The 22,738-nt window shown below is 66.1% G+C and carries 22 protein-coding genes; 15 read left to right on the forward strand and 7 right to left on the reverse strand.

The window, feature by feature from the left end; translation table 11 throughout:
• A partial coding sequence (locus tag LGN19_RS31600) for a hypothetical protein (protein WP_226219165.1) occupies positions 1-252 on the forward strand: 252 nt, incomplete at its 5' end.
• A 316-nt stretch (positions 253-568) separates the two neighbouring features.
• On the opposite strand, the gene LGN19_RS31605 is transcribed toward LGN19_RS31600, so the two are convergent.
• On the reverse strand, positions 569-1,345 hold the full coding sequence (locus LGN19_RS31605; protein WP_122944384.1) for an enoyl-CoA hydratase: 777 nt from the start codon (positions 1,343-1,345) through the stop codon (positions 569-571).
• 129 nt (positions 1,346-1,474) lie between these two features.
• On the opposite strand from LGN19_RS31605, the gene paaN reads away from it, so the two are divergent.
• From paaN to paaK, 5 genes are all read left to right on the forward strand, one after another.
• Positions 1,475-3,181 carry a phenylacetic acid degradation protein PaaN gene (paaN, locus tag LGN19_RS31610; RefSeq protein WP_226219167.1) on the forward strand — a complete coding sequence of 569 codons (1,707 nt, stop codon included), beginning with the start codon at positions 1,475-1,477 and terminating at the stop codon, positions 3,179-3,181.
• An 87-nt stretch (positions 3,182-3,268) separates the two neighbouring features.
• Positions 3,269-4,471 carry a 3-oxoadipyl-CoA thiolase gene (gene pcaF, locus LGN19_RS31615; protein WP_174958848.1) on the forward strand — a complete coding sequence of 401 codons (1,203 nt, stop codon included), beginning with the start codon at positions 3,269-3,271 and terminating at the stop codon, positions 4,469-4,471.
• A gap of 44 nt (positions 4,472-4,515) precedes the next feature.
• Positions 4,516-5,307, forward strand: a complete 792-nt coding sequence (paaG, locus tag LGN19_RS31620) for a 2-(1,2-epoxy-1,2-dihydrophenyl)acetyl-CoA isomerase PaaG (RefSeq protein WP_122944381.1) — start codon at positions 4,516-4,518, stop codon at positions 5,305-5,307.
• A 1-nt stretch (position 5,308) separates the two neighbouring features.
• Positions 5,309-5,761, forward strand: a complete 453-nt coding sequence (gene paaI, locus LGN19_RS31625; RefSeq protein ID WP_122944380.1) for a hydroxyphenylacetyl-CoA thioesterase PaaI — start codon at positions 5,309-5,311, stop codon at positions 5,759-5,761.
• A gap of 38 nt (positions 5,762-5,799) precedes the next feature.
• Positions 5,800-7,098 (forward strand): phenylacetate--CoA ligase PaaK, encoded by a 1,299-nt coding sequence (gene paaK / locus LGN19_RS31630; RefSeq protein ID WP_175222752.1) that lies wholly within the window; start codon positions 5,800-5,802, stop codon positions 7,096-7,098.
• A gap of 256 nt (positions 7,099-7,354) precedes the next feature.
• Here paaK and LGN19_RS31635 read toward each other — a convergent pair whose 3' ends face one another.
• Both LGN19_RS31635 and apaG read right to left on the reverse strand, forming a co-directional pair.
• Positions 7,355-8,587 (reverse strand): murein transglycosylase A, encoded by a 1,233-nt coding sequence (locus LGN19_RS31635; protein WP_226219169.1) that lies wholly within the window; start codon positions 8,585-8,587, stop codon positions 7,355-7,357.
• An 89-nt stretch (positions 8,588-8,676) separates the two neighbouring features.
• Complete coding sequence (gene apaG / locus LGN19_RS31640; protein ID WP_122944377.1) at positions 8,677-9,051, reverse strand: Co2+/Mg2+ efflux protein ApaG; 375 nt, start codon at positions 9,049-9,051, stop codon at positions 8,677-8,679.
• Between the two features lie 178 nt (positions 9,052-9,229).
• On the opposite strand from apaG, the gene rpe reads away from it, so the two are divergent.
• The 8 genes from rpe (at position 9,230) to LGN19_RS31680 (ending at position 16,542) form a co-directional block, all read left to right on the forward strand.
• Positions 9,230-9,916 (forward strand): ribulose-phosphate 3-epimerase, encoded by a 687-nt coding sequence (gene rpe, locus LGN19_RS31645; RefSeq protein WP_011883156.1) that lies wholly within the window; start codon positions 9,230-9,232, stop codon positions 9,914-9,916.
• Positions 9,917-9,920: 4 nt separating this feature from the next.
• A complete protein-coding gene (locus LGN19_RS31650; protein WP_226219171.1) occupies positions 9,921-10,685 on the forward strand; it encodes a phosphoglycolate phosphatase in 765 nt (254 codons plus the stop codon).
• Positions 10,686-11,042: 357 nt separating this feature from the next.
• Positions 11,043-12,536, forward strand: coding sequence for an anthranilate synthase component I (gene trpE / locus LGN19_RS31655; protein WP_039362349.1), 1,494 nt, complete (start codon positions 11,043-11,045; stop codon positions 12,534-12,536).
• A 13-nt stretch (positions 12,537-12,549) separates the two neighbouring features.
• Positions 12,550-13,137 (forward strand): aminodeoxychorismate/anthranilate synthase component II, encoded by a 588-nt coding sequence (locus tag LGN19_RS31660; RefSeq protein ID WP_226219173.1) that lies wholly within the window; start codon positions 12,550-12,552, stop codon positions 13,135-13,137.
• 13 nt (positions 13,138-13,150) lie between these two features.
• Complete coding sequence (gene trpD / locus LGN19_RS31665) at positions 13,151-14,182, forward strand: anthranilate phosphoribosyltransferase (protein ID WP_043191545.1); 1,032 nt, start codon at positions 13,151-13,153, stop codon at positions 14,180-14,182.
• 29 nt (positions 14,183-14,211) lie between these two features.
• The gene (gene trpC, locus LGN19_RS31670) at positions 14,212-14,997 is read left to right on the forward strand and encodes an indole-3-glycerol phosphate synthase TrpC (RefSeq protein ID WP_043191548.1); all 786 of its coding nucleotides are present in this window, start codon (positions 14,212-14,214) and stop codon (positions 14,995-14,997) included.
• Positions 14,997-15,623 carry a CYTH domain-containing protein gene (locus LGN19_RS31675; protein WP_226219175.1) on the forward strand — a complete coding sequence of 209 codons (627 nt, stop codon included), beginning with the start codon at positions 14,997-14,999 and terminating at the stop codon, positions 15,621-15,623. The genes trpC and LGN19_RS31675 overlap by 1 nt, the downstream gene beginning before the upstream one ends.
• A 13-nt stretch (positions 15,624-15,636) precedes the next feature.
• Positions 15,637-16,542 (forward strand): uracil-DNA glycosylase, encoded by a 906-nt coding sequence (locus LGN19_RS31680; RefSeq protein ID WP_226219177.1) that lies wholly within the window; start codon positions 15,637-15,639, stop codon positions 16,540-16,542.
• Between the two features lie 117 nt (positions 16,543-16,659).
• Here the strand turns inward: LGN19_RS31680 and LGN19_RS31685 are convergent, their stop codons facing one another.
• From LGN19_RS31685 to LGN19_RS31700, 4 genes are all read right to left on the reverse strand, one after another.
• Positions 16,660-17,256 carry an FMN-dependent NADH-azoreductase gene (locus LGN19_RS31685; protein WP_226219179.1) on the reverse strand — a complete coding sequence of 199 codons (597 nt, stop codon included), beginning with the start codon at positions 17,254-17,256 and terminating at the stop codon, positions 16,660-16,662.
• Positions 17,257-17,403: 147 nt separating this feature from the next.
• The gene (locus LGN19_RS31690; RefSeq protein ID WP_226219181.1) at positions 17,404-19,203 is read right to left on the reverse strand and encodes a M61 family metallopeptidase; all 1,800 of its coding nucleotides are present in this window, start codon (positions 19,201-19,203) and stop codon (positions 17,404-17,406) included.
• 106 nt (positions 19,204-19,309) lie between these two features.
• Positions 19,310-20,038, reverse strand: coding sequence for a DsbC family protein (locus tag LGN19_RS31695; RefSeq protein ID WP_122944370.1), 729 nt, complete (start codon positions 20,036-20,038; stop codon positions 19,310-19,312).
• 90 nt (positions 20,039-20,128) lie between these two features.
• The gene (locus LGN19_RS31700; protein ID WP_226219183.1) at positions 20,129-21,307 is read right to left on the reverse strand and encodes a UbiH/UbiF family hydroxylase; all 1,179 of its coding nucleotides are present in this window, start codon (positions 21,305-21,307) and stop codon (positions 20,129-20,131) included.
• A gap of 246 nt (positions 21,308-21,553) precedes the next feature.
• Between LGN19_RS31700 and ychF the strand changes: the two genes are divergently transcribed.
• The gene (gene ychF / locus LGN19_RS31705; RefSeq protein WP_122944368.1) at positions 21,554-22,648 is read left to right on the forward strand and encodes a redox-regulated ATPase YchF; all 1,095 of its coding nucleotides are present in this window, start codon (positions 21,554-21,556) and stop codon (positions 22,646-22,648) included.
• The last annotated feature ends 90 nt before the right edge of the window (positions 22,649-22,738 follow it).

Consider the following 22,738-nt stretch of genomic DNA (forward strand, 5'->3'; position numbering starts at 1 on the left):
AACCTGTTACTGTTTTCGGTTCAGTTAAGAACCGGTCGCTCACTCAAAGCTGACAGGAATATGAATTGCTTCATAAACCTGACTTACTTTAGTGTGAGACTCTTGATACTTTCGCTATCTGATCCGAAGATCAGCTCGCTTCCATCAAGCGCCCACACTTATCGGCTGTTAATTTTTAAAGAGCGTTTCTGCGAGGAACTTCGTGTTTCTCAGCAGCGCTGCGTTTTCAGCAGCAGAGAAGCGAGATTATGAACCGTGTTTCGCATTTCGTCAACAACTTTTTTAACTACTTCGTTGCGACTGCGGGGCTCAACTTCCAGGCCAGTTGCGCGCCCCTGACTGCAGCACACCACCAACCCTTGCTTCCCTCTCCCGCGCCGCGTTTCCGTTAGCGCGAAAGAGGCGTGATTCTAAGCACCCGCCCCCAACTACGCAAGCCCCTTTGTGAAAATATTTTGAAAAAGCCCCCGTGCGCTGCCGCGCACGGGGGCTTCGGGCTCGACGGGCCGGGTAATCACGCCGACAACCGATACCGACCAGTCGCCGACCGCCTACCCAGGTTGCCCGATCAGCGGTGCTTGAATACCGGCTTCCGTTTTTCGACGAATGCCGCCATCCCCTCCTTCTGGTCTTCGGTCGCGAACAGCGAATGGAACAGCCGACGCTCGAAGTGAACGCCTTCGGCCAGCGTCGTCTCGTACGCACGGTTCACCGATTCCTTGACCATCATGACCGCCGGCAGCGAAAACTCGGCGATCGTCGCCGCGGCGGCAATCGCCTCGTCGAGCAGCGTGGCGGCCGGCAGCACGCGCGACACGAGCCCCGCGCGCTCCGCTTCGGCCGCATCCATGAAGCGGGCCGTCAGGCACATGTCCATCGCCTTCGCCTTCGACACCGCGCGCGGCAGACGCTGCGTGCCACCCGCACCCGGCATGACACCCAGCTTGATTTCCGGCTGGCCGAACTTGGCCGTGTCCGCCGCGAAGATGATGTCGCACATCATGGCCAGCTCACAGCCACCGCCCAGCGCAAAGCCCGAAACCGCGGCAATGATCGGCTTGCGGATCTCGCGGACCGTCTCCCAGTTGCGCGTGATGTAGTCGCCCCGGTAGGCATCCATATAGGAGTAGGTCGCCATCATGCCGATGTCCGCGCCCGCCGCGAACGCCTTCTCGCTCCCGGTCACGACGATCGCGCCGATGCCATCGTCCGCATCGAACGCCTTCAGCGCGTCACCCAGCTCATCCATCAGCGCATCGTTCAGCGCATTCAGCGCCTTCGGGCGGTTCAGCGTAACCAACCCGACACGCCCCCGGGTCTCCACCAGGATGTTCTCGTAAGCCATCTATTTCTCCTCGATCAATGAAATGAGAAACGCCTCGCACATGCGAATAGTTTGATGCTACCATTCTCCGACCAACCGGTCGGTTAATTAATCGATCCAACCCCTCTCAACGTCCATCAGGCTGCCGCCATGACCCATGCACTGTTCACGAAGCACGAAGACACGCTGAAGCACGCACTCGCCGCCATCGAGAGCCGCGGGTACTGGAGCCCGTTCGCTGAAATGCCGAGCCCCAAAGTGTACGGGGAAAGCGCGAACGCAGATGGCGAGGCCGCGTTCAAGTCGCACCTCGACCAGACGTTCGCGCTCGATCAGCCGGCGTCCGGCGAAACGGTCGGCGCAGAGCGGTCGCCGTACGGCATTGCACTGGGCATCCGGTATCCGAAGTCGACGCCCGACGAACTGATCGCCGCCGCTGCCGCTGCGCAACGCTCGTGGCGCGAAGCCGGCCCGAGCGCCTGGATCGGCGTCAGCCTCGAAATCCTCGCGCGCCTGAATCGCGCAAGCTTCGAGATCGCCTACAGCGTGATGCACACCACGGGTCAGGCATTCATGATGGCCTTCCAGGCCGGCGGCCCGCACGCACAAGATCGTGCGCTCGAGGCTGTCGCCTATGCATGGGACGAACTGCGCCGCATCCCGGCCGATGCGCACTGGGAAAAGCCGCAAGGCAAGAATCCGCCGCTCGCGATGCACAAGCGCTACACGATCGTCCCGCGCGGCACCGGGCTCGTGCTCGGCTGCTGCACGTTCCCGACCTGGAACGGCTACCCGGGCCTGTTCGCCGATCTGGCAACCGGCAATACCGTGATCGTCAAACCGCATCCGGGCGCGATCCTGCCGCTCGCCGTCACCGTCCGGATCGCTCGCGACGTACTGCGTGAAGCCGGTTTCGATCCGAACGTCGTCACGCTCCTCGCGACCGAACCCAACGACGGCGCACTCGTTCAGGATCTCGCGCTGCGCCCCGAGATCAAGCTGATCGACTTCACCGGCAGCACGCAAAACGGCACGTGGCTCGAACGCCATGCCCATCAGGCACAGGTCTATACCGAGAAGGCCGGCGTCAATCAGATCGTGATCGACTCGACCGACGACCTGAAGGCCGCAGCCAAGAACATTGCATTCTCGCTGGCGCTGTACTCCGGCCAGATGTGCACGGCGCCGCAGAACATCTATGTGCCGCGCGACGGCATCCGGACGGCGGACGGCCATGCGAGCTTCGACGAAGTCGCACAGGCAATCGCCGTTGCCGTGCAAAAGCTCACCGGCGACCCGGCACGCTCGGTCGAACTGATCGGCGCAATCCAGAACGAAGGCGTGACCGCACGCATCGACGACGCCCGCCAGCTCGGCCGCGTGCTCGCCGACAGCCTTACCCTCCAGCACCCTGCGTTCCCCGATGCCCGCGTGCGCACGCCGCTCGTGCTGCAACTCGACGTGGCCGATCGCGAGAAATTCACGCAGGAGTGGTTCGGCCCGATCTCGTTCGTGATCGCGACCGACTCGACCGCGCAGTCGCTCGATCTCGCCGGCGAAATTGCGGCCGATCATGGCGCGCTGACGCTCTCCGTTTACAGCACCGACGATGCGATCGTCGACGCCGCCCACGACGCGGCGGTGCGCGGCGGTGTCGCGCTGTCGATCAACCTGACGGGCGGCGTGTTCGTGAACCAGTCGGCAGCGTTCTCGGATTTCCACGGCACGGGCGCGAACCCGGCAGCCAACGCGGCACTGGCCGACCCGGCGTTCGTCGCCAACCGGTTCCGCGTGGTGCAAAGCCGCGTCCATGTTGCCCCGAAGGCTGCACCTGTGGAAGCCGGCCAACCGGCATAACCCGAATGGCCGACGTGCAAACGCCGCCACGTTCTCTACCATGAACGAATCCGCCACCCGGCGGGTTCGTTGCACATCGATACGCCCATGACAGACGCCTATATCTGCGACGCGATTCGCACCCCCATCGGCCGCTACGGCGGCGCACTGAAAGATGTCCGCGCCGACGACCTCGGTGCGGTACCGCTCAAGGCGCTCATCGAGCGCAACCGTGACGTCGACTGGACGGCGATCGATGACGTGATCTATGGCTGCGCGAACCAGGCCGGCGAGGACAACCGCAACGTCGCGCGCATGTCGGCGCTACTCGCGGGCCTGCCGACCGACGTGCCCGGCACGACGCTGAACCGGCTGTGCGGCTCCGGGATGGATGCGATCGGCACGGCCGCGCGCGCGATCAAGGCGGGCGAGGCGCGCCTGATGATCGCAGGCGGCGTCGAGAGCATGACGCGTGCGCCGTTCGTGATGGGCAAGGCCACGAGCGCGTTCGCACGCCAGGCTGACATTTTCGACACGACGATCGGCTGGCGTTTCATCAATCCGCTGATGAAACAGTTGTATGGCGTCGATTCGATGCCCGAGACGGCCGAAAACGTCGCGGTCGACTACAACATCAGCCGCGCCGACCAGGATCTGTTCGCGCTGCGCAGCCAGCAGAAGGCCGCGCGTGCGCAGCAGGACGGCACGCTCGCCGACGAAATCGTCGCAGTCACGATTCCGCAGAAGAAAGGCGATCCGGTGGTCGTGTCGCGCGACGAGCATCCGCGCGAGACGTCGCTCGAAGCGCTCGCGAAGCTGAAAGGCGTCGTGCGTCCGGACGGTTCGGTGACGGCCGGCAACGCATCCGGCGTCAACGACGGTGCGTGCGCGCTACTGCTCGCCAATGCGCAGGCAGCCGACCAGTACGGCTTGCGCCGCCGCGCACGCGTCATCGGCATGGCGACGGCCGGCGTCGCGCCCCGCGTGATGGGCATCGGCCCCGCGCCGGCCACGCAGAAACTGCTGCGCCAGCTCGGCATGACCATCGACCAGTTCGACGTGATCGAACTGAACGAGGCGTTCGCATCGCAAGGCCTCGCGGTACTGCGCATGCTCGGCGTCGCCGACGACGATCCGCGCGTGAACCCGAACGGCGGTGCGATCGCACTGGGCCATCCGCTCGGCGCATCGGGCGCCCGGCTCGTGACCACCGCGCTCCACCAACTCGAGCGTACAGGCGGCCGCTTTGCACTCTGTACGATGTGCATCGGCGTCGGCCAGGGCATCGCGCTCGCGATCGAACGCGTGTAACCCACGCACCGCGCGCCTATAACGAAGTCATGAAGGAGACATGCATGTCCTATCAGGCGATTCAGCTGGATATCGATCAGGCCTCGAATGTGGCCACGATTACCCTCAACCGCCCCGACAAGCTGAACAGCTTCACGCGGGCGATGCATCGCGAGCTGCAGTCGGCACTCGATGATGTCGAAGCGGCCGGCGCGCGCGCTCTGATCCTGACAGGTGCGGGGCGCGGCTTCTGCGCGGGCCAGGACCTGGCCGATCTCGACTTCACCCCAGGCGCGTCCACCGACCTCGGCACGCTGATCGACGAGCACTTCAATCCGCTGATCCGCCGCCTGCAGCGTCTGCCGATTCCGGTGATCGCCGCCGTCAACGGCACGGCGGCCGGCGCCGGCGCGAATCTCGCGCTCGCGTGCGATCTGGTGTTCGCCGCCCGCTCGAGCAGTTTCATCCAGGCCTTCGTCAAGATCGGGCTCGTACCCGATTCGGGCGGTACGTGGTTCCTGCCGCAACGCGTCGGGATGGCACGCGCGCTGGGGCTCGCGCTGACCGGCGACAAGCTCGGTGCCGAACAGGCCGAGCAATGGGGCTTGATCTGGCGCGCGGTCGACGACGACGCACTCGTCGCGTCAGCCCGCCAGCTCGCCACCCAGCTTGCGCAGCAGCCGACGCTCGCGATCGCATCGATCAAGCAATCGATGCGCGACAGTGTCACGAACACGCTCGACCAGCAGCTCGACCTGGAACGCGACCTGCAGCGCAAGCTCGGCCAGTCGCACGACTATGCGGAAGGCGTGACGGCATTCATCGAAAAGCGCGCGCCGCGCTTCGAGGGGCGTTGACATGACGAACGCCACTGCCACGCTCGACCCCGATTCGCTTGCCCGCGCCGCTGCGCGGGCCATGTACGACGCCGACGCATGCAGCCGCGCGTTCGGCATGGAAATCGCCGAAGTACGCGCCGGCTACGCGCGCCTGCAGATGCGCGTGCGGCCCGAATTCCTGAACGGGCATCAGACCTGCCATGGCGGGATCATCTTCACGCTCGCAGATTCGACGTTCGCGTTCGCGTGCAACTCGTACAACGTGAATACCGTCGCGGCCGGCTGTTCGATCGAATTCCTGCGCCCCGTGCACGGCGATGACGTGCTGACGGCCGAAGCGATCGAGCAAGCGCGCGCCGGCCGCCAAGGCATCTACGACATCCGCGTCACGAACCAGACCGGCGAAACCGTCGCGATGTTTCGCGGCAAATCCGCCCAGATCAAGGGCACGGTCATCCCGGAAGACCGCTGACGTCGACGGCTCGCACATAACAAACACTGGAGACAGGCATGACTACCCCGCTACCGCTCGAGCCGATCGAGACCGCCTCACGCGACGAGCTGACCGCGCTGCAGCTCGAACGCCTCAAGTGGTCGCTCCGGCATGCGTATGACCACTCCCCCGTCTATCGTCGCAAGTTCGACGATGCGGGCGTCCATCCGGACGACCTGAAGACGCTCGCCGACCTGTCGCGCTTCCCGTTCACGACGAAGAGCGACCTGCGCGACAGTTACCCGTTCGGGATGTTCGCGGTGCCGCAGGACCAGATCTCGCGCATTCATGCGTCGTCGGGCACGACCGGCAAGCCGACGGTCGTCGGCTATACGGCCGGCGACATCGACACGTGGGCGAATCTCGTCGCACGTTCGATCCGCGCCGCCGGGGCGCGCCGCGGCGACAAGGTGCACGTCAGCTATGGCTACGGCTTGTTCACGGGCGGGCTCGGCGCGCACTACGGCGCCGAACGCGCGGGGTTGACCGTCATTCCGTTCGGTGGCGGCCAGACCGAGAAGCAGGTACAGCTGATCCAGGATTTCCGGCCCGACATCATCATGGTGACACCGAGCTACATGCTGTCGATCGCCGACGAAATCGAGCGCCAGGGTCTCGATCCCGCGCAGAGTTCGCTGCGCATCGGCATCTTCGGTGCGGAACCCTGGACCAACGACATGCGCGTCGCGATCGAGCAGCGGATGGGCATCGACGCGGTCGACATCTACGGGTTGTCCGAAGTGATGGGCCCCGGCGTCGCGTCCGAATGCGTCGAGACCAAGGACGGCCCGACCATCTGGGAAGACCACTTCTATCCGGAAATCATCGATCCCGAAACCGGCGCAGTGCTTCCGGACGGTGAACTCGGCGAGCTCGTGTTCACGTCGCTGACGAAGGAGGCGCTGCCGATCGTCCGCTACCGGACCCGCGACCTCACGCGGCTGTTGCCCGGCACGGCCCGCACGATGCGCCGCATGGAGAAGATCACGGGGCGCTCGGACGACATGATGATCGTGCGCGGCGTCAACGTGTTCCCGACGCAAATCGAGGAGCAGTTGCTCAAGCAGCGCGCGCTCGCGCCGCACTATCAGATCGTGCTGACGAAGGAAGGCCCGCTCGACGTGCTGACGCTCAACGTCGAGCCCTGCCCCGAGACCGCGCCCGATACGGCGGCGATCCATGCGGCAAAACAGGCGCTCGCATACGACATCAAATCGCTGATCGGCGTGACGGCCGTGATCAACGTGCTGCCCGTGAACGGGATCGAGCGGTCGGTCGGCAAGGCGCGACGCGTCATCGACAAGCGCAAGGGCTGACGGCAATCGCCGCGCGTGCATGACGCGCGGTGAATCCGTGGCTGCAAATGAAACAGCCCGATCGGCCAACACCGATCGGGCTGTTTCATTCAGGAGCGCCGTTGGAGCGCCCGTCGACGCGACACGCGCATCACGAAGACTGTCACGACACTGACGCCCTCGAAATCAGAGCGCCGCACCCGACGCACACCGTCGCGCCCACGAATGCCGAGGCTGATGCATCGGTGGCGACCCGGGCAACCCGTGCCGCCTCATGTCACGAATTCGGGAACAGCAGCCACATCCGGCCGACCTGCTTCATCCGACCGGCCTGATCGCCCGCGTCGTCGCCGAGCCCCCAGAAATAGTCGGCGCGTACGCCGCCCTTGATCGCGGAGCCCGTATCCTGCGCGAACACGAGCCGGTTCATCGGCGTATTCGTCAGCGGACGCGTGGTCTGCAGGAACACCGGCGTGCCGAGCGGGATCGACGACGGGTCGACGGCGATCGAACGCTCCGGCGTCAACGGTACGCCGAGCGCGCCGATCGGGCCGTCCGCGCCACCGTGCGGTGCATCTTCCTTGGTCGGCATGTCGCGGAAGAACACGAACCGCGGGTTCGTGTCGAGCAACGCGTCGACGCGGTTCGGGTTCGCCTTCGCCCACGCCTTGATGCCCTGCATCGTCGCCTGAGCGGGCGTCAGCTCGCCACGATCGAGCAGCCACTTGCCGATCGAACGGTACGGCTGGTTGTTGGTGCCGCCGAAGCCGACCCGCATTACCGAACCGTCGTCGAGCAGCACGCGCCCCGAGCCCTGCACCTGCAGGAAGAACGCTTCGATCGGGTCGTCGACCCATACGAGTTCGTTGCCGGTCAGGATGCCGGCGCGCTCGAGCTGCGCGCGTACCGGCAGCGCGGCGCCCGCGCGATAACCGGCCGGCCAGCGGTAGAGCGCGTACTGATACGGACCGCGACGCACGCGCGAACCATGCAGCAGCGGCTCGTAATAGCCGGTCACGAGCCCGTCGAGCGTACCGTCGGTGTTCGCGAGCTGGAACGGCGTGAAATACGTTTCGAAGAACGTACGTGCACTGCTGACGTCGAGCTCGTCGAGCCGGTCAACGGCCGCGCAAGCACGCTGCCAGGCCGGCTGGCGCGCGAGCCGCACGCAGTTTTGCCGCAGCGCGGCCGTCGCGCCGATCAGCGAATCGTCCTGCCAGCCCGGCACCTGCTGCCACGCGACCGGCGTGAGCCGCTTCGCGGCGACCTGGCCCGGCACGATCGCCGCGCCGGTCGGCGGCTTCAGCGACGACGTCCGCGTCGGCGCGCCACCGCACGCGGCGAGCAGCGCCGCTGCCGCGGCCGCCGCAACCCACCCGGCCAACCGGGGCCCAAACCACATACAATGTCCGTTCTTGATGGAAACCGCCATGTCAGATTTTCTCGACCAATATCCGATGCTCATCTTCGCGCTCGAAGCCTTCGTAGCGCTCGCCCTGCTGATCTTCATCGTCGTGTGGACGTCGTCGGGCAGGAAGAAGCACGCCCGCAGCAACAACGACCGCCAGCCGCGCTAACGCACTGACGCCCTCCGCACGCTCAATGCAGCGTGCGCGGCATGTGCAGTGCAAACTCGTCGACCGGCGCCTCGAAGCGCTCGCCGTCTTCCGCCACGCAGAAGTACTCGCCCCGCATCGTGCCGACCGGCGTCGCGATCACGGCCCAGCTCGTGTACTCGAAGTGCTCGCCCGGCTGCAGCAGCGGCTGGTGCCCGACGACGCCGAGCCCCTTCACTTCCTGCACGTGGTTCTCGCTGTCCGTGATGATCCAGTGACGCGCGATCAGCTGCGCCGCGACCTGCCCCGTGTTGCGGATCGTCAGCGTGTACGCGAATGCGTATTGACGGCGATCGGGGTCGGATTGTTCCGGCAAGTAGCTGGTTTTCACCGAAACGGTGAACTGATACTGACTCATGATGTTTCCGGTGGAAAGTGACTGCCCGTGCCGGCATGGGCAACGGGGCCGCGGGCGCGCCGCATTGGTTCGGCATTCTATGCGCAATCGGGCCTCGGCCGCACGGCCCGCCGCCGCGCACCGGGTCGCCGGACGGTAGAATGACGGTTTTGCGCCGCAACGTCCCCGCTCCCCTGCCATGACCCAATTTCGTATCGCTCCCAGCATCCTGTCGGCCGATTTCGCACGGCTCGGCGAAGAAGTCCGCAACGTCGTCGCCGCCGGCGCCGACTGGATCCACTTCGACGTGATGGACAACCATTATGTGCCGAACCTGACGATCGGCCCGCTCGTATGCGAAGCGATCCGCCCGCACGTGCAGGTGCCGATCGACGTGCACCTGATGGTGCGCCCGGTCGACCGGATCGTGCCCGATTTCGCAAAGGCCGGTGCGAACCTGATCAGCTTCCACCCGGAAGGCTCCGATCACATCGACCGCACGCTGTCGCTGATCCGCGACCACGGCTGCAAGGCCGGCCTCGTGTTCAACCCGGCCACGCCGCTGAACTACCTCGACCACGTGATGGATCGCCTCGACTTCGTGCTGCTGATGTCGGTCAACCCGGGCTTCGGCGGCCAGTCGTTCATTCCGGAAACGCTGAACAAGCTGCGCGAAGCACGTGCACGCATCGACGCGTACACCGAGCGCACCGGCCGCGAGATCCTGCTCGAAGTCGACGGCGGCGTGAAGACCGACAACATCGCGGAAATCGCGGCGGCCGGTGCCGACACCTTCGTCGCGGGCTCGGCGATCTTCGGCAAGCCGGACTACCGCAAGGTGATCGACGAGATGCGCGCCGCGCTCGCTACCGTCGAGCGGAGCTGACGCCGTGGCCAACTCGTCGCTCGCCGGCCATGCGCCGGCCGGGGCCGCAACGGACGCCGCCCCGATCCGCTTCGCCGCGCCGCGCATCGACGCGGCGCTGATCGATCTCGACGGCACGATGGTCGATACGGCCGACGATTTCACCGCCGGCCTGAACGGGATGCTCGCGCAGCTCGGCGCGCCGGCCACGTCGCGCGACGAGGTGATCGGCTACGTCGGCAAGGGCTCCGAACACCTGATCCAGAGCGTGCTGAAGCCGCGCTTCCCGGCCGACGAAGCGCACGCGCGCTTCGACGACGCGCTGGCGATCTACCAGACCGAATACGCGAAGATCAACGGCCGACACACGCGCCTCTATCCGGACGTGGCGGCCGGACTCGACGCGCTGCGCGCGGCCGGCATCCGGCTCGCGTGCGTGACGAACAAGCCACACCGCTTTGCGGTCGAGCTGCTCGAGCAATACGGGCTGGCCGATTGCTTCGGCATCGTGCTCGGCGGCGACAGCGTCGCGCGCAAGAAGCCCGATCCGCTGCCGATGCTGACGGCCTGCAACGCGCTCGGCATCGCACCGGATGCGGCGGTCGCAATCGGCGACTCGGAAAACGATGCGCTGGCAGGCCGCGCGGCCGGGATGGCGACGCTGACGGTGCCCTACGGCTACAACCACGGCAAAGCTATACAAACGATAAATTCGGATGGTATAGTCGATTCGTTGCTGGTCGCAGCTCGCGCGATTACCGCGCACAACGCCGGCCGGCCAACCATCTGATTATTTCTTCCATCTGCATGTTTCTGAATAAAAAACGGAGTCTGAGCAGCATCGACCGGGGAGCCTGGCCCTGGCGTCGCTGGTCGCGCTAACCTCTTCGATGAGGTACGCTGAAGCACGTCTTCAGCGCCGTTTTTTATCTCGCTGCGCATCCGCGCGCCGACCGTCGCACCACCTCGAGTTCTACCGCGTCCGAACGCTTGCGTTCAGGCTCGGCCGCAGGCTCGCGACGTTCACGCCCGGAGTGCCGGCCGGCAACAGGCACTTCTCGATCGACCGCCCTTTCGCCGACGGCAACCCGCGCAGCGTCAAGTGATCCCTGGCGCACGCGCCGCTCGTCCCGAACAGGACCGGAACATGACCGAACTCGAATTTCAATCGCTCGCGAACGAAGGCTACAACCGCATCCCGCTGATCGCGGAAGCCCTCGCCGATCTCGAAACGCCGCTGTCCCTCTACCTGAAGCTGGCCCAGCCCGAACGCTCGGGCGCCAACTCGTTCCTGCTCGAATCGGTGGTCGGTGGCGAACGCTTCGGCCGCTATTCGTTCATCGGCCTGCCCGCCCGTACGCTCGTGCGTACCCGCAACGGCGTGTCGGAAGTCGTGCGCGACGGCCAGGTCGTCGAGACGCATGACGGCGACCCGTTCCAGTTCATCGAATCGTTCCAGGCGCGCTTCAAGGTGGCGCAGCGCCCGGGCCTGCCGCGCTTCTGCGGCGGTCTCGCCGGCTATTTCGGCTACGACGCGGTGCGCTACATCGAGAAGAAGCTCGCGAACACCGCGCCGCGCGACGATCTCGGCCTGCCCGACATCCAGTTGCTGCTGACCGAGGAAGTCGCGGTCATCGACAACCTCGCCGGCAAGCTGTACCTGATCATCTACGCGGACCCGAGCCAGGCCGAAGCCTATACAAAGGCGAAACAGCGCCTGCGCGAACTGAAGCAGCGCCTGCGCACGACCGTGCAGCCGCCCGTCACGTCGGCGAGCGTGCGCACCGAGACGTTCCGCGAGTTCAAGAAGGACGACTATCTGGCTGCCGTCCGCCAGGCGAAGGAATACATCGCTGCCGGCGAACTGATGCAGATCCAGGTCGGCCAGCGTCTGACGAAGCCGTACCGCGACAATCCGCTGTCGCTGTATCGCGCGCTGCGTTCGCTGAACCCGTCGCCGTACATGTACTACTACAACTTCGGCGATTTCCACGTGGTCGGCGCATCGCCGGAAATCCTCGTGCGCCAGGAAAAGCGCGGCGAAGACCAGATCGTCACGATCCGCCCGCTCGCCGGTACGCGCCCGCGCGGCAACACGCCCGAGCGCGATGCGGAACTCGCGACCGAACTGCTCAACGATCCGAAGGAGATCGCCGAGCACGTGATGCTGATCGACCTCGCGCGCAACGACGTCGGCCGCATCGCGGAAATCGGCTCGGTGCACGTGACCGACCAGATGGTCATCGAGAAATACTCGCACGTGCAGCACATCGTCAGCTCGGTCGAAGGCAAGCTGAAGCCCGGCATGACGAACTACGACGTGCTGCGCGCGACGTTCCCGGCCGGCACGCTGTCCGGCGCGCCGAAGGTCCGCGCGATGGAACTGATCGACGAGCTCGAGCCGGTCAAGCGCGGGTTGTACGGCGGCGCCGTCGGCTACCTGTCGTTCTCGGGCGAGATGGATCTCGCGATCGCGATCCGCACGGGCCTGATCCACAACGGCAACCTGTATGTGCAAGCGGCGGCCGGCGTCGTCGCGGATTCGGTGCCCGAATCCGAATGGCAAGAGACCGAGAACAAGGCGCGCGCGGTGCTGCGTGCGGCCGAACAGGTCCAGGACGGCCTCGATAGCGACTTCTGACCGGAGACTGACCATGCTGCTCATGATCGACAACTACGATTCGTTTACCTACAACCTGGTCCAGTACTTCGGCGAACTCGGCGAGGACGTGCGCACCTACCGCAACGACGAAATCACGCTCGACGAAATCGCGAGCCTGAATCCCGACGCAATCTGCCTGTCGCCCGGCCCGAGCAACCCGCAGCACGCGGGCATCACGCTCGACGTGCTGAAAGAATTCGCGGGCAAGAAGCCGATCCTCGGCGTCTGCCTCGGCCATCAGGCGATCGGCGAGGCATTCGGCGGCCGCGTCGTGCGCGCGAAGACCATCATGCACGGCAAGGTGAGCAAGATCGAAACCGACTGCCACGGCGTGTTCGCCGACCTGCCGAAGCACTTCGACGTCACGCGCTATCACTCGCTCGCGGTCGAGCGCGAATCGCTGCCCGAGTGCCTCGAGATTTCCGCGTGGACCGACGACGGCGAAATCATGGGCCTGCGTCACAAGACGCTGCCGATCGAAGGCGTACAGTTCCATCCGGAATCGATCCTGTCCGAGCACGGCCATGCGCTGCTCGAGAACTTCCTGAAGCAGGCCCGCGCGGCCGCGCACGCAGCCTGACGGGAGCCTCACGATGACGATTACCCCGCAGGAAGCGCTGCAGCGCACGATCGAACACCGCGAGATCTTCCACGACGAGATGCTGCACCTGATGCGGCTCATCATGCGCGGCGACATGTCGCCCGTGATGGCGGCCGCGATCATCACCGGGCTGCGCGTGAAGAAGGAGACGATCGGCGAGATCGCCGCCGCCGCGACCGTGATGCGCGAATTCGCGAACCACGTCGAGGTGCAGGACAACTCGAACTTCGTCGACATCGTCGGCACCGGCGGCGACGGCTCGCACACGTTCAACATCTCCACCGCGTCGATGTTCGTCACGGCGGCAGCCGGCGCGAAGGTCGCGAAGCACGGCAACCGCGGCGTGTCGAGCAAGTCCGGTAGCGCCGACGTGCTCGAGGCGCTCGGCGTGAACATCGACCTGCAGTCCGACCAGGTTGCCGCGTCGATCGCCGAAACGGGCATGGGCTTCATGTTCGCGCCGAATCATCACCCGGCGATGAAGAACATCGCGGCCGTGCGCCGCGAGCTCGGCGTGCGCACGATCTTCAACATCCTGGGCCCGCTGACCAATCCGGCCGGCGCGCCGAACCAGTTGATGGGCGTGTTCCACCCCGACCTCGTCGGCATCCAGGTACGCGTGATGCAGCGTCTGGGCGCGCAGCACGTGCTGGTCGTGTACGGCAAGGACGGGATGGACGAGGTATCGCTCGGCGCGGCGACGCTTGTCGGCGAACTGCGCGACGGCAAGGTGCACGAATACGAGATCCATCCGGAAGACTTCGGCCTGCAGATGGTGTCGAACCGCACGCTGAAGGTGGAAAATGCCGACGAATCGCGCACGATGCTGCTCGGCGCGCTCGACAACCAGCCGGGCGTCGCGCGCGAGATCGTCACGCTGAACGCGGGCACCGCGCTCTATGCGGCGAACGTCGCCGAATCGATCGCGGACGGCATCCAGCTCGCCCGCGAAGCGATTGCGAGCGGCAAGGCCCGCGCGAAAGTCGACGAACTCGTGCGCTTCACGCAGCAGTTCAAGCGCTGACTCCCCTTACGAATCAAGCAGGAATCCACATGAGCGACATTCTCGACCGAATCATCGCCGTCAAGCGCGAAGAAGTCGCGGCGGCCATGCGCAGCGCACCGCTCGAGGCACTGAAACTGGACGCATCCGCGCGCGACCTGCGCGACTTCGTCGGCGCACTGCGTGCGAAGCACGCGGCCGGCCACGCGGCGGTGATTTCCGAAATCAAGAAGGCGAGCCCGTCGAAGGGCGTGCTGCGCGAGCATTTCGTGCCGGCCGACATCGCACGTTCGTATGCGGCACACGGCGCCGCGTGCCTGTCGGTGCTGACCGACGAGCAGTTCTTCCAGGGCAGCGTCCGCTATCTCGAAGAAGCGCGCGCGGCCTGCACGCTGCCGGTGTTGCGCAAGGACTTCATCGTCGATGCGTACCAGATCATGGAAGCGCGCGCGATGGGCGCCGACGCGATCCTGCTGATCGCAGCCGCGCTCGACACGCCGCTGATGCAGGACCTCGAAGCGTATGCGCACTCGCTCGGCCTCGCGGTGCTGGTCGAAGTGCACGACCGCAACGAGATGGAACAGGCGCTGACGCTCAAGACGCCGCTGCTCGGCATCAACAACCGCAACCTGCGCACGTTCGAGACGTCGATCCAGACGACGCTCGACATGCTCGACATGATTCCGGCCGACCGGATCGTCGTGACCGAATCGGGCATCCTGTCGCGCACCGACGTCGACACGATGCGCGCGGCGAACGTGAACACGTTCCTCGTCGGCGAAGCGTTCATGCGTGCCGACCAGCCGGGCGAAGAGCTCGCACGGATGTTCTTCTGATGGCGATCGAAAAGGAAATCAAGCTCACGCTGCCGGCCGGCCAGGCCGACGCCGCGCGACGCTTCTTCGAGACGCTGACCGGCGAACCCGGTCACGACATTACGCTCGCGAACGTCTATTACGACACCCCCGATCTCGCGCTGGCCCGCTCGAAGAGCGCGGTGCGCGTGCGCCGCGCGCCGCACGGCTGGCTGCAGACGTTCAAGACGGTCGGCAGCGCCGAAGGCGGCCTGCACCGCCGCCACGAATGGGAACTGCCGGTCGCCGGCGACGCGCTCGAGATCGATGCGCTCGTCGCGGCCTGCGACGTGCCGGAAGCCGCCGCCGCGCTGAATGACGCGGCCGGCATGCTGTCCGCGCTGTTCCGCACGGATTTTTCGCGTACGCTGTGGCGCATCGCAATCGGCGGCGCAACCGTCGAAGCGGCGGTGGACCTCGGCGAGATCGTCGTCCAGGCGGAACACGAAACGCGCCGCGAACCGATCAGCGAAATCGAACTCGAACTGATCGACGGCCCGGAAGCGGCGCTCGCAACGCTCGCCGCCGAACTGCAGCAGGCGCTGCCGGGCCTCGCTCCCGAAAACATCAGCAAGGCGCAGCGCGGCTACCGGCTGCGCGCGCAATAATCACGCATCACGCATGGCAACCCGCAAGACTTCCCGCGCGCCGCAACAGGCGTCGCTGTTCGACGATCTCGTGCCGGAAACGGCACCGGATGACAATCCGTCCCCGCCTTCCGAGCCGCCCGCGGCCGGGCGCAAGCCCGCAAAGAAAGCCGCCGCACCAGCTGCGGCCCCGACGGCACCGCAGCCTGTTGCCGCCGACGTTCCGCACCTCGCCGCACAATTCGACGCGCTGCCGGCCGTCTGGCGCGACGTGCTGAAACCCTTCACCAACAGCGACGCATATGCGCCGCTGTGCCGCTTCGTCGACGACGAGCGCGCGGCCGGCAAGACGGTCTATCCGACCGACGTGTTCCGCGCGCTGCGCCTGACGAGCCCGGACGACGTGAAGATCGTGATCCTCGGCCAGGATCCGTATCACGGCGACGATCGCGGCACGCCGCAGGCGCACGGGCTCGCGTTCTCGGTGCCGCCGGCCGTGCGCACGCCGCCGTCGCTGCGCAACATCTTCAAGGAAATCGCCGCGAACTTCGGTCATGACACGCCGCGCCACGGCTGCCTCGACACCTGGGCGCGCCAGGGCGTGCTGCTGCTCAACACGGTGCTGACGGTCGAGCGCGGTGCCGCCGCGAGCCATGCGAAGCGCGGCTGGGAGCAGTGCACGGACACGCTGATCCGCGAACTCGCCGGCCGCCATCGCGGGCTCGTCTTCATGCTGTGGGGCGCACACGCGCAGGCGAAGCGCGCATTGTTCGACGCGAGCGCGCATTGCGTGCTCGAGGCGCCGCATCCGTCGCCGCTGTCCGCGCACCGCGGCTTCCTCGGTTGCCGGCATTTCGCGCTCGCGAACGACTATCTGGTCGATGCAGGTCGCGAACCGATCGACTGGCGCCTGCCGGAAGTGGCCGAAACGCTCGCATAACGGCCGCGCCGCCGTTTCTTTCGCCAGCCAGCCGGCATGCAAAAACGCCGCGCCCCTTTCGGGACGCGGCGTTTTTTTATCGGACGATGCAGCGGGTGCGGCGCACCCGCGTCGACCTTACGCGGCGGCGATCGCTTCGCGTGCGCCGGCGAGCGAGGCGCTCTGCGCATCCGGCCCGAGGTTCAGGCCTTCCGCGAAGATGAAGTTCACGTCAGTCATGCCGACGAAGCCGAGGAACGTGCGCAGGTACGGGGTCTGGCTGTCGTTCGGCGTACCGGCGTACTTGCCGCCACGGGCCGCCACCACGTGAACCTTCTTGCCCTTGATCAGGCCTTCCGGACCATTCTCGGTGTAGCGGAACGTGACGCCTGCGCGTGCGATCCAGTCGAAGTACGTCTTCAGTTGCGACGAGATGCCGAAGTTGTACATCGGGGCGCCGATCACGATGATGTCGGCAGCTTGCAGTTCAGCGATCAGTGCATCGCTCTTCGCGACGATCGCATTCTGTTCCGCGGTGCGCTGGTCGGCCGGCGTGAAGAACGCGCCGAGCACCGATTCGTCGAGGTGCGGCAGCGCATCGGCCAGCAGGTCGCGAACCACGACCTTCGCGCCGGGGTTCGATTGTTGCAGCTTTGCCGTCAGTTCGTTGGCCAGCAGCGTGGATTGCGCACCTTGCGAACGTGCCGCGGAATTGATTTGCAGAATGGTCGTCATGTCAGGCTCCAGTAGGGTTGCGCTTCGGTAGCGCGAGTGACGCCATTGTGCGCGGCCGCATGACCGCGAAAAAGCGGGTTCAGGGCGACGGATTGTTGCAGCAACAGAACAATCCTCGATCGCGCCCCGATACCCGCTTCAGACCGTTCAACCCTTCAGCCAGGCCTCCCGGGCCTTCGAGACCGCAGCCGGCTTCGCGGCCGCCGTCAGCCGGTAGCGCATGACTTCCGGGCCGTCGAGCTTCAGTTTCGCGGTGCGCAGCTCGTCGCGGCGGAACGCGTGAACCTCGACCTTGTCACCCGGCCGGTAGCGCGAGAGCAGTGCATCGAGGTTGGTGCCCGTGACGCGCAGCCCGTCGACCGCGATCAGCGTGTCGCCGGCCGACAGCCCCGCGCGATGTGCGGCGCCGCCTTCGTAGACGGCGGCGAACGTGCAGTCCGCGCCACCGCGCAAGCGCGCGCCGATCGTCGGCTTCGCGGCCGCGCCGTTCGCGACATCAGGCGCAAGCGTCACGCCGAACGGTGCGAGCAGCTCGGCGAGCGGCAAGTCGCGCGTGCCGTGCACGGCATCGGCGAACAGGCGGCCGAGCGCGACGCCCGTCGCCTCTTCGATCAGTGCCTCGACTTCGTTTTCCTCGACGCCCGCCTGCTTGCCGCGGTAGAAATCGCGGCCATAGCGTTGCCACAGCAGGCGCATCACGTCGTCGAGCGACTTCCTGTTGCGCGTCTGCGCGCGGATCGCGAGATCGAAGGCGAGCGCAACGAGCGAACCCTTCGTGTAGTAGCTGACGATCGCGTTGGTCGCGTTCTCGTCCTGCCGGTAGTACTTGATCCACGCGTCGAACGAGCTTTCCGCAACGCTTTGCTTCAGGCGCCCCGTGCCGCGCAGCACGCCGCCGACCGTACGGCCGAGCGCCGCGAAATATTCGTCCCGCGACATCAGCCCGCTGCGCACCAGCATCAGGTCGTCGTAATACGACGTGAAGCCTTCGAACAGCCACAGCAGCGACGTGTAGTTCTCGCGCGTCAGGTCGTACGGCACGAACGCCGCCGGCTTGATGCGCTTCACGTTCCACGTATGGAAGTATTCGTGGCTGCAGAGGCCGAGATACGTGCGATAGCCTTCCGTCGTTTCCGGCCGCCCCTTCACCGGCAGGTCGGTGCGGTTGCAGATCAGCGCGGTCGACGCGCGATGCTCGAGGCCGCCGTAGCCGTCGCTGACGGCCAGCGTCATGAACACGTAGCGGTCCATCGGCGCTTTCTTCGATTTCGGCTCGAACAGCGCGATCTGCGCTTCGCACACGCGCTTCAGGTCGGTACGCAGGCGCTCCATGTCGAGCTGTGTCACACGCCCCGCGATCACGATGTCGTGCGGCACGCCGTGTGCGTCGAACGTCGCGAGCGCGAATTCGCCGATCGTCACCGGATGGTCGGAGAGCTCATCGTAGTTCGACGCGCGGTACGCGCCGAACCCGTAGCGCTTCGTGCCGCGCGCCTCGGGCAACGCGGTGCCGACGCGCCATGCGTGGAACGCCGCACCGGCCGGCTTCGCGATGTCGACTTCACACGGCGCGTCTTCGCGGCCCGCGACGCTCAGGAACACGGCCGTCGCGTTGAAGAAGCCGCCCGATTCGTCGAGATACGCGGAGCGCACCGACAGGTCCCACGCATACACGTCGTAGCGCAGCGTCAGCGTGCCGTTCACGGGTGCGGCCTGCCAGGTGTGCTTGTCGGTCTTCGCGATCCGCACCTTGCGGCCCGCATCGTTGAATGCGCCGAGCGTCACGATGTTGCGCGCGAACTCGCGCACGAGGTAGCTGCCCGGAATCCACACCGGCAGCGAAAAGCGCTGGCCTTCGGGATCGGGATCGGCGACCGTCACCGACACTTCGAACAAGTGCGCGGCAAGATCTTTCGGGACAATCGAATAGCGGATCGGCTGGGTCATCGTGGCAATCGGTCGGTCGAATACGGCGGCGAAAACGAAGAGAGGCGCCGGCAGATCATGCGGGCGCCCCTCGCTGGCCGGGCCATGCGGCCCGGCGTGTGGTCGGTTACTTGTTCGAGGCGAGCGCCTGGTTGAGCTGGTCGGCCGACACCGCGCCCGGCAGACGGCGGCCGTCCGGCAGGAAGATCGTCGGCGTGCCCGTGACGTTCATCCCGCGGCCGAGCGCGAGGTTCTTGTCGAGCGCGGTGGTATCGCAGGTACCGGCGCCGGACGGGGCGCGATGGTCGAGCATCCAGCTCTGCCACGTTTTCGCGCGGTCGGTCGCACACCAGATCGCCTTCGACTTCGCGGTCGAATCCGGCGACAGCACCGGGTACAGGAACGTGTAGACGGTCACGTTGTCGATCGACTGCAGCGTCGTCTCGAGCTTCTTGCAGTACGGGCAGTTCGGGTCGGAGAACACCGCAATCTTGCGGGCACCGTTGCCCTTGACGACCTTGATCGCATTCGCGAACGGCAGGCTCGCGAAATCGATCTTGTTGATTTCGGACAGGCGTGCGTCGGTCAGGTTCTTGTGCGTCTTGGCGTCGACGAGATCGCCGAGCAGCACGTAGTCGCCCGCCGCATCGCTATAGATGATCTGCGTGCCGAGGTTGACTTCATAAAGGCCCGCAACCGGCGATTTCGACACACTCTTGATCGGCGCGTCGTTGCCGAGACGGGCCTGCAGCGTGGCTTTCAGCTTGTCGGTGGTCTGGTCGGCCTGCGCGGTGCAGCCAAGCGTCGCCATCGTGACGGCCAGCGCCAGCGACGCGATGCGGATCGTTTTTTTCATCGAAATCTTCCTTCAGCTCAATCGGTGTGCACGGCACAGTGTACGCCGTAACGGAACCGTGTCCGACCGGCGAAGCGGCCGAAGGTTCGATCAGCCGAGCGCGGCCGACACGAGCCAGCGCTTCACGAGCGGCTGCGCGCCGACGAAGGCCATGCCCGCGTTGCGCACGGCCTTCGCGAGCGAGCCCGGCACCGCGAACAGCCGCTGCAGGCCGTCGGTCGCGACCATCAGCGCGCGGATGTCCTCGCGGCGCGAACGCTCGTAGCGGCGCAGCAGCACCGTATCGCCGAGGTTGCGGAAGCTTTCCTTGCCTGCGATCGCGTCGGCAAGCGCCGCGACGTCGCGCAGCCCGAGGTTCATCCCCTGCCCCGCGAGCGGGTGGATCAGATGCGCGGCATCGCCGACCAGCGCGACGCGCGGCGCGATCAGCTTGTCGACCGTCTGCAGCGCCAGCGGGAAGCCGGCGGCCGGCGTCACGCAGTCGAGCGAACCGACCTGGCCATGCGACACGCGCTCGACTTCGGCCGCGAGCTGTGCCGGATCGAGGGTGAGCAATTCGTCCGCATGCGCGGTGTGCGCGGACCAGACGAGCGACACATGGCCGTCCGGCAGCGGCAGCAGCGCGACGATCTCGCCTTCGTGGAACCACTGGTAGGCCGTCTCGCGGTGCGGCAGCGACGCCTTGAAGTTCGCGACAACGCCCGTCTGCCGGTAGTCGCGCCGCTCGATTTTGGCCCCCATTTGCGAGCGCACCCACGAATGCGCGCCATCGGCGCCGACGATGAGGTCCGCTTCCAGCACCTGCCCCGACGACAGCGTGAGCACGGCCGCATCGTCGCGTACGTCGAAGCCCTGCGCGCGCGCATCGAACCACGTGAGGTTCGGCTGGAACCGCAGCGCAGCGTCGAGCGACGCCTCGACCAGCGACGACTCGGCGATCCACGCGAGCTGTGGCACGGACGCCTGGTACGCGGAGAAATGCAGTTCCGCGTGCGCATCGCCGTACACGCGCATGTCGTAGACCGGTGCGAGCCGGCCATGGTCGAGCGCCTGCCAGACCCGCAGCCGCTCGAGCAAGGCCTGCGAACTGGAGGACAGCGCGTAGACGCGCGTGTCGAACGCGAGATCGGCGGGGCGCGGCGTGGCCGGCTGGGCGAGCAAGGCTGTCTTGTAGCCGGACTGGGTCAGCGCGAGCGCGGCCGTCTTGCCGACGAGCCCGCCGCCGACCACGGCGACGTCGAAGGTGTGGTGGGCAGTCATGGCGGGCATTATAGCCGCGGGGCCAAACCCTTACGCGGCCGGACTTTGCGGGAAATCAGCAGAATCGCAGGCCGATGCCGCGGCGCGGCGGCCCGCCGCATCGGCCATTCGGCGCCAGCCCGGAATCCGGGGCGTCGGCACGGTACAATAGCGACTTTGACCGTCGGCCCGCCGCGCCCCAAGCGCCGGCCGCCCTTTTTTCCCGCGCCGCCGTGCCCTGTCCGGCCGCGCCGCCTTACCCGTCCGAAGGATTCCATGAGTCTCAAATGCGGCATCGTCGGCTTGCCCAACGTCGGCAAGTCCACCCTGTTCAATGCGCTGACCAAGGCCGGCATCGCCGCCGAGAACTACCCGTTCTGCACGATCGAGCCGAACGTCGGCATCGTCGAAGTGCCCGATTCGCGCCTGAAGGCGCTCGCTGAAATCATCAGCCCCGAGCGCATCGTGCCGGCCGTCGTCGAATTCGTCGACATCGCGGGCCTCGTCGCGGGCGCGAGCAAGGGTGAAGGCCTCGGCAACCAGTTCCTCGCGAACATTCGCGAAACCGACGCGATCACGCACGTTGTGCGCTGCTTCGAGGACGAGAACGTCATTCACGTCGCCGGCAAGGTCAGCCCGATCGACGACATCGAAGTGATCAACACCGAACTCGCGCTCGCCGACCTCGGCACCGTCGAGAAGGCGCTCACGCGCTATTCGAAGGCCGCGAAATCGGGCAACGACAAGGAAGCAGCGAAGCTCGTCGCGGTGCTCGAGAAGGTGCGCGCGCAGCTCGACCAGGGCAAGGCCGTGCGCGGCCTCGCGCTGTCGGACGACGAACAGGCGCTGCTCAAGCCGTTCTGCCTGATTACCGCGAAGCCGACGATGTACGTCGCCAACGTGAAGGACGACGGCTTCGAGAACAACCCGCACCTCGACGCGGTGCGCAAGTACGCGGAAAGCGAGAACGCGCCGGTCGTGGCCGTGTGCGCGGCGATCGAGGCGGAAATCGCCGATCTCGACGACGCGGACAAGGAAGCGTTCCTCGCCGACATGGGCATGGAAGAGCCGGGCCTCGACCGCGTGATCCGTGCGGGCTTCAAGCTGCTCGGCCTGCAGACCTACTTCACCGCGGGCGTGAAGGAAGTGCGCGCGTGGACGATCCATATCGGCGACACGGCGCCGCAAGCGGCCGGCGTGATCCACACCGACTTCGAGCGCGGCTTCATCCGCGCGCAGACGATCGCGTTCGACGACTTCATCTCGTACAAGGGTGAACAGGGTGCGAAGGAAGCCGGCAAGATGCGCGCGGAAGGGAAGGAATATGTCGTGCACGACGGCGACGTGATGAACTTCCTGTTCAACGTCTGACGGAAACGTGTCGAACCGCGGCATGTCGGCCGCACCGGCACCGCACAGCATCAAGGCCCGCGATATGCGGGCCTTTTTGCATTCCGGGGC

The sequence above is a fragment of the Burkholderia sp. AU30198 genome (assembly GCF_020419825.1).
Classification (GTDB): Bacteria; Pseudomonadota; Gammaproteobacteria; order Burkholderiales; family Burkholderiaceae; genus Burkholderia.

What these genes read in the sequence shown, in the direction of transcription:
- LGN19_RS31605 (WP_122944384.1), bottom strand. Translation starts at nt 1,345, where the DNA reads ATGGCTTACGAGAACATCCTGGTGGAGACCCGGGGGCGTGTCGGGTTG.
- LGN19_RS31660 (WP_226219173.1), top strand. Translation starts at nt 12,550, where the DNA reads ATGCTGCTCATGATCGACAACTACGATTCGTTTACCTACAACCTGGTC.
- trpC (WP_043191548.1), top strand. Translation starts at nt 14,212, where the DNA reads ATGAGCGACATTCTCGACCGAATCATCGCCGTCAAGCGCGAAGAAGTC.
- trpD (WP_043191545.1), top strand. Translation starts at nt 13,151, where the DNA reads ATGACGATTACCCCGCAGGAAGCGCTGCAGCGCACGATCGAACACCGC.
- rpe (WP_011883156.1), top strand. Translation starts at nt 9,230, where the DNA reads ATGACCCAATTTCGTATCGCTCCCAGCATCCTGTCGGCCGATTTCGCA.
- LGN19_RS31635 (WP_226219169.1), bottom strand. Translation starts at nt 8,587, where the DNA reads ATGAAGATCAGCAGGGCGAGCGCTACGAAGGCTTCGAGCGCGAAGATG.
- apaG (WP_122944377.1), bottom strand. Translation starts at nt 9,051, where the DNA reads ATGAGTCAGTATCAGTTCACCGTTTCGGTGAAAACCAGCTACTTGCCG.
- paaG (WP_122944381.1), top strand. Translation starts at nt 4,516, where the DNA reads ATGTCCTATCAGGCGATTCAGCTGGATATCGATCAGGCCTCGAATGTG.
- paaK (WP_175222752.1), top strand. Translation starts at nt 5,800, where the DNA reads ATGACTACCCCGCTACCGCTCGAGCCGATCGAGACCGCCTCACGCGAC.
- paaI (WP_122944380.1), top strand. Translation starts at nt 5,309, where the DNA reads ATGACGAACGCCACTGCCACGCTCGACCCCGATTCGCTTGCCCGCGCC.
- LGN19_RS31680 (WP_226219177.1), top strand. Translation starts at nt 15,637, where the DNA reads ATGGCAACCCGCAAGACTTCCCGCGCGCCGCAACAGGCGTCGCTGTTC.
- LGN19_RS31695 (WP_122944370.1), bottom strand. Translation starts at nt 20,038, where the DNA reads ATGAAAAAAACGATCCGCATCGCGTCGCTGGCGCTGGCCGTCACGATG.
- LGN19_RS31675 (WP_226219175.1), top strand. Translation starts at nt 14,997, where the DNA reads ATGGCGATCGAAAAGGAAATCAAGCTCACGCTGCCGGCCGGCCAGGCC.
- LGN19_RS31690 (WP_226219181.1), bottom strand. Translation starts at nt 19,203, where the DNA reads ATGACCCAGCCGATCCGCTATTCGATTGTCCCGAAAGATCTTGCCGCG.
- paaN (WP_226219167.1), top strand. Translation starts at nt 1,475, where the DNA reads ATGACCCATGCACTGTTCACGAAGCACGAAGACACGCTGAAGCACGCA.
- LGN19_RS31685 (WP_226219179.1), bottom strand. Translation starts at nt 17,256, where the DNA reads ATGACGACCATTCTGCAAATCAATTCCGCGGCACGTTCGCAAGGTGCG.
- trpE (WP_039362349.1), top strand. Translation starts at nt 11,043, where the DNA reads ATGACCGAACTCGAATTTCAATCGCTCGCGAACGAAGGCTACAACCGC.
- LGN19_RS31700 (WP_226219183.1), bottom strand. Translation starts at nt 21,307, where the DNA reads ATGCCCGCCATGACTGCCCACCACACCTTCGACGTCGCCGTGGTCGGC.
- ychF (WP_122944368.1), top strand. Translation starts at nt 21,554, where the DNA reads ATGAGTCTCAAATGCGGCATCGTCGGCTTGCCCAACGTCGGCAAGTCC.
- pcaF (WP_174958848.1), top strand. Translation starts at nt 3,269, where the DNA reads ATGACAGACGCCTATATCTGCGACGCGATTCGCACCCCCATCGGCCGC.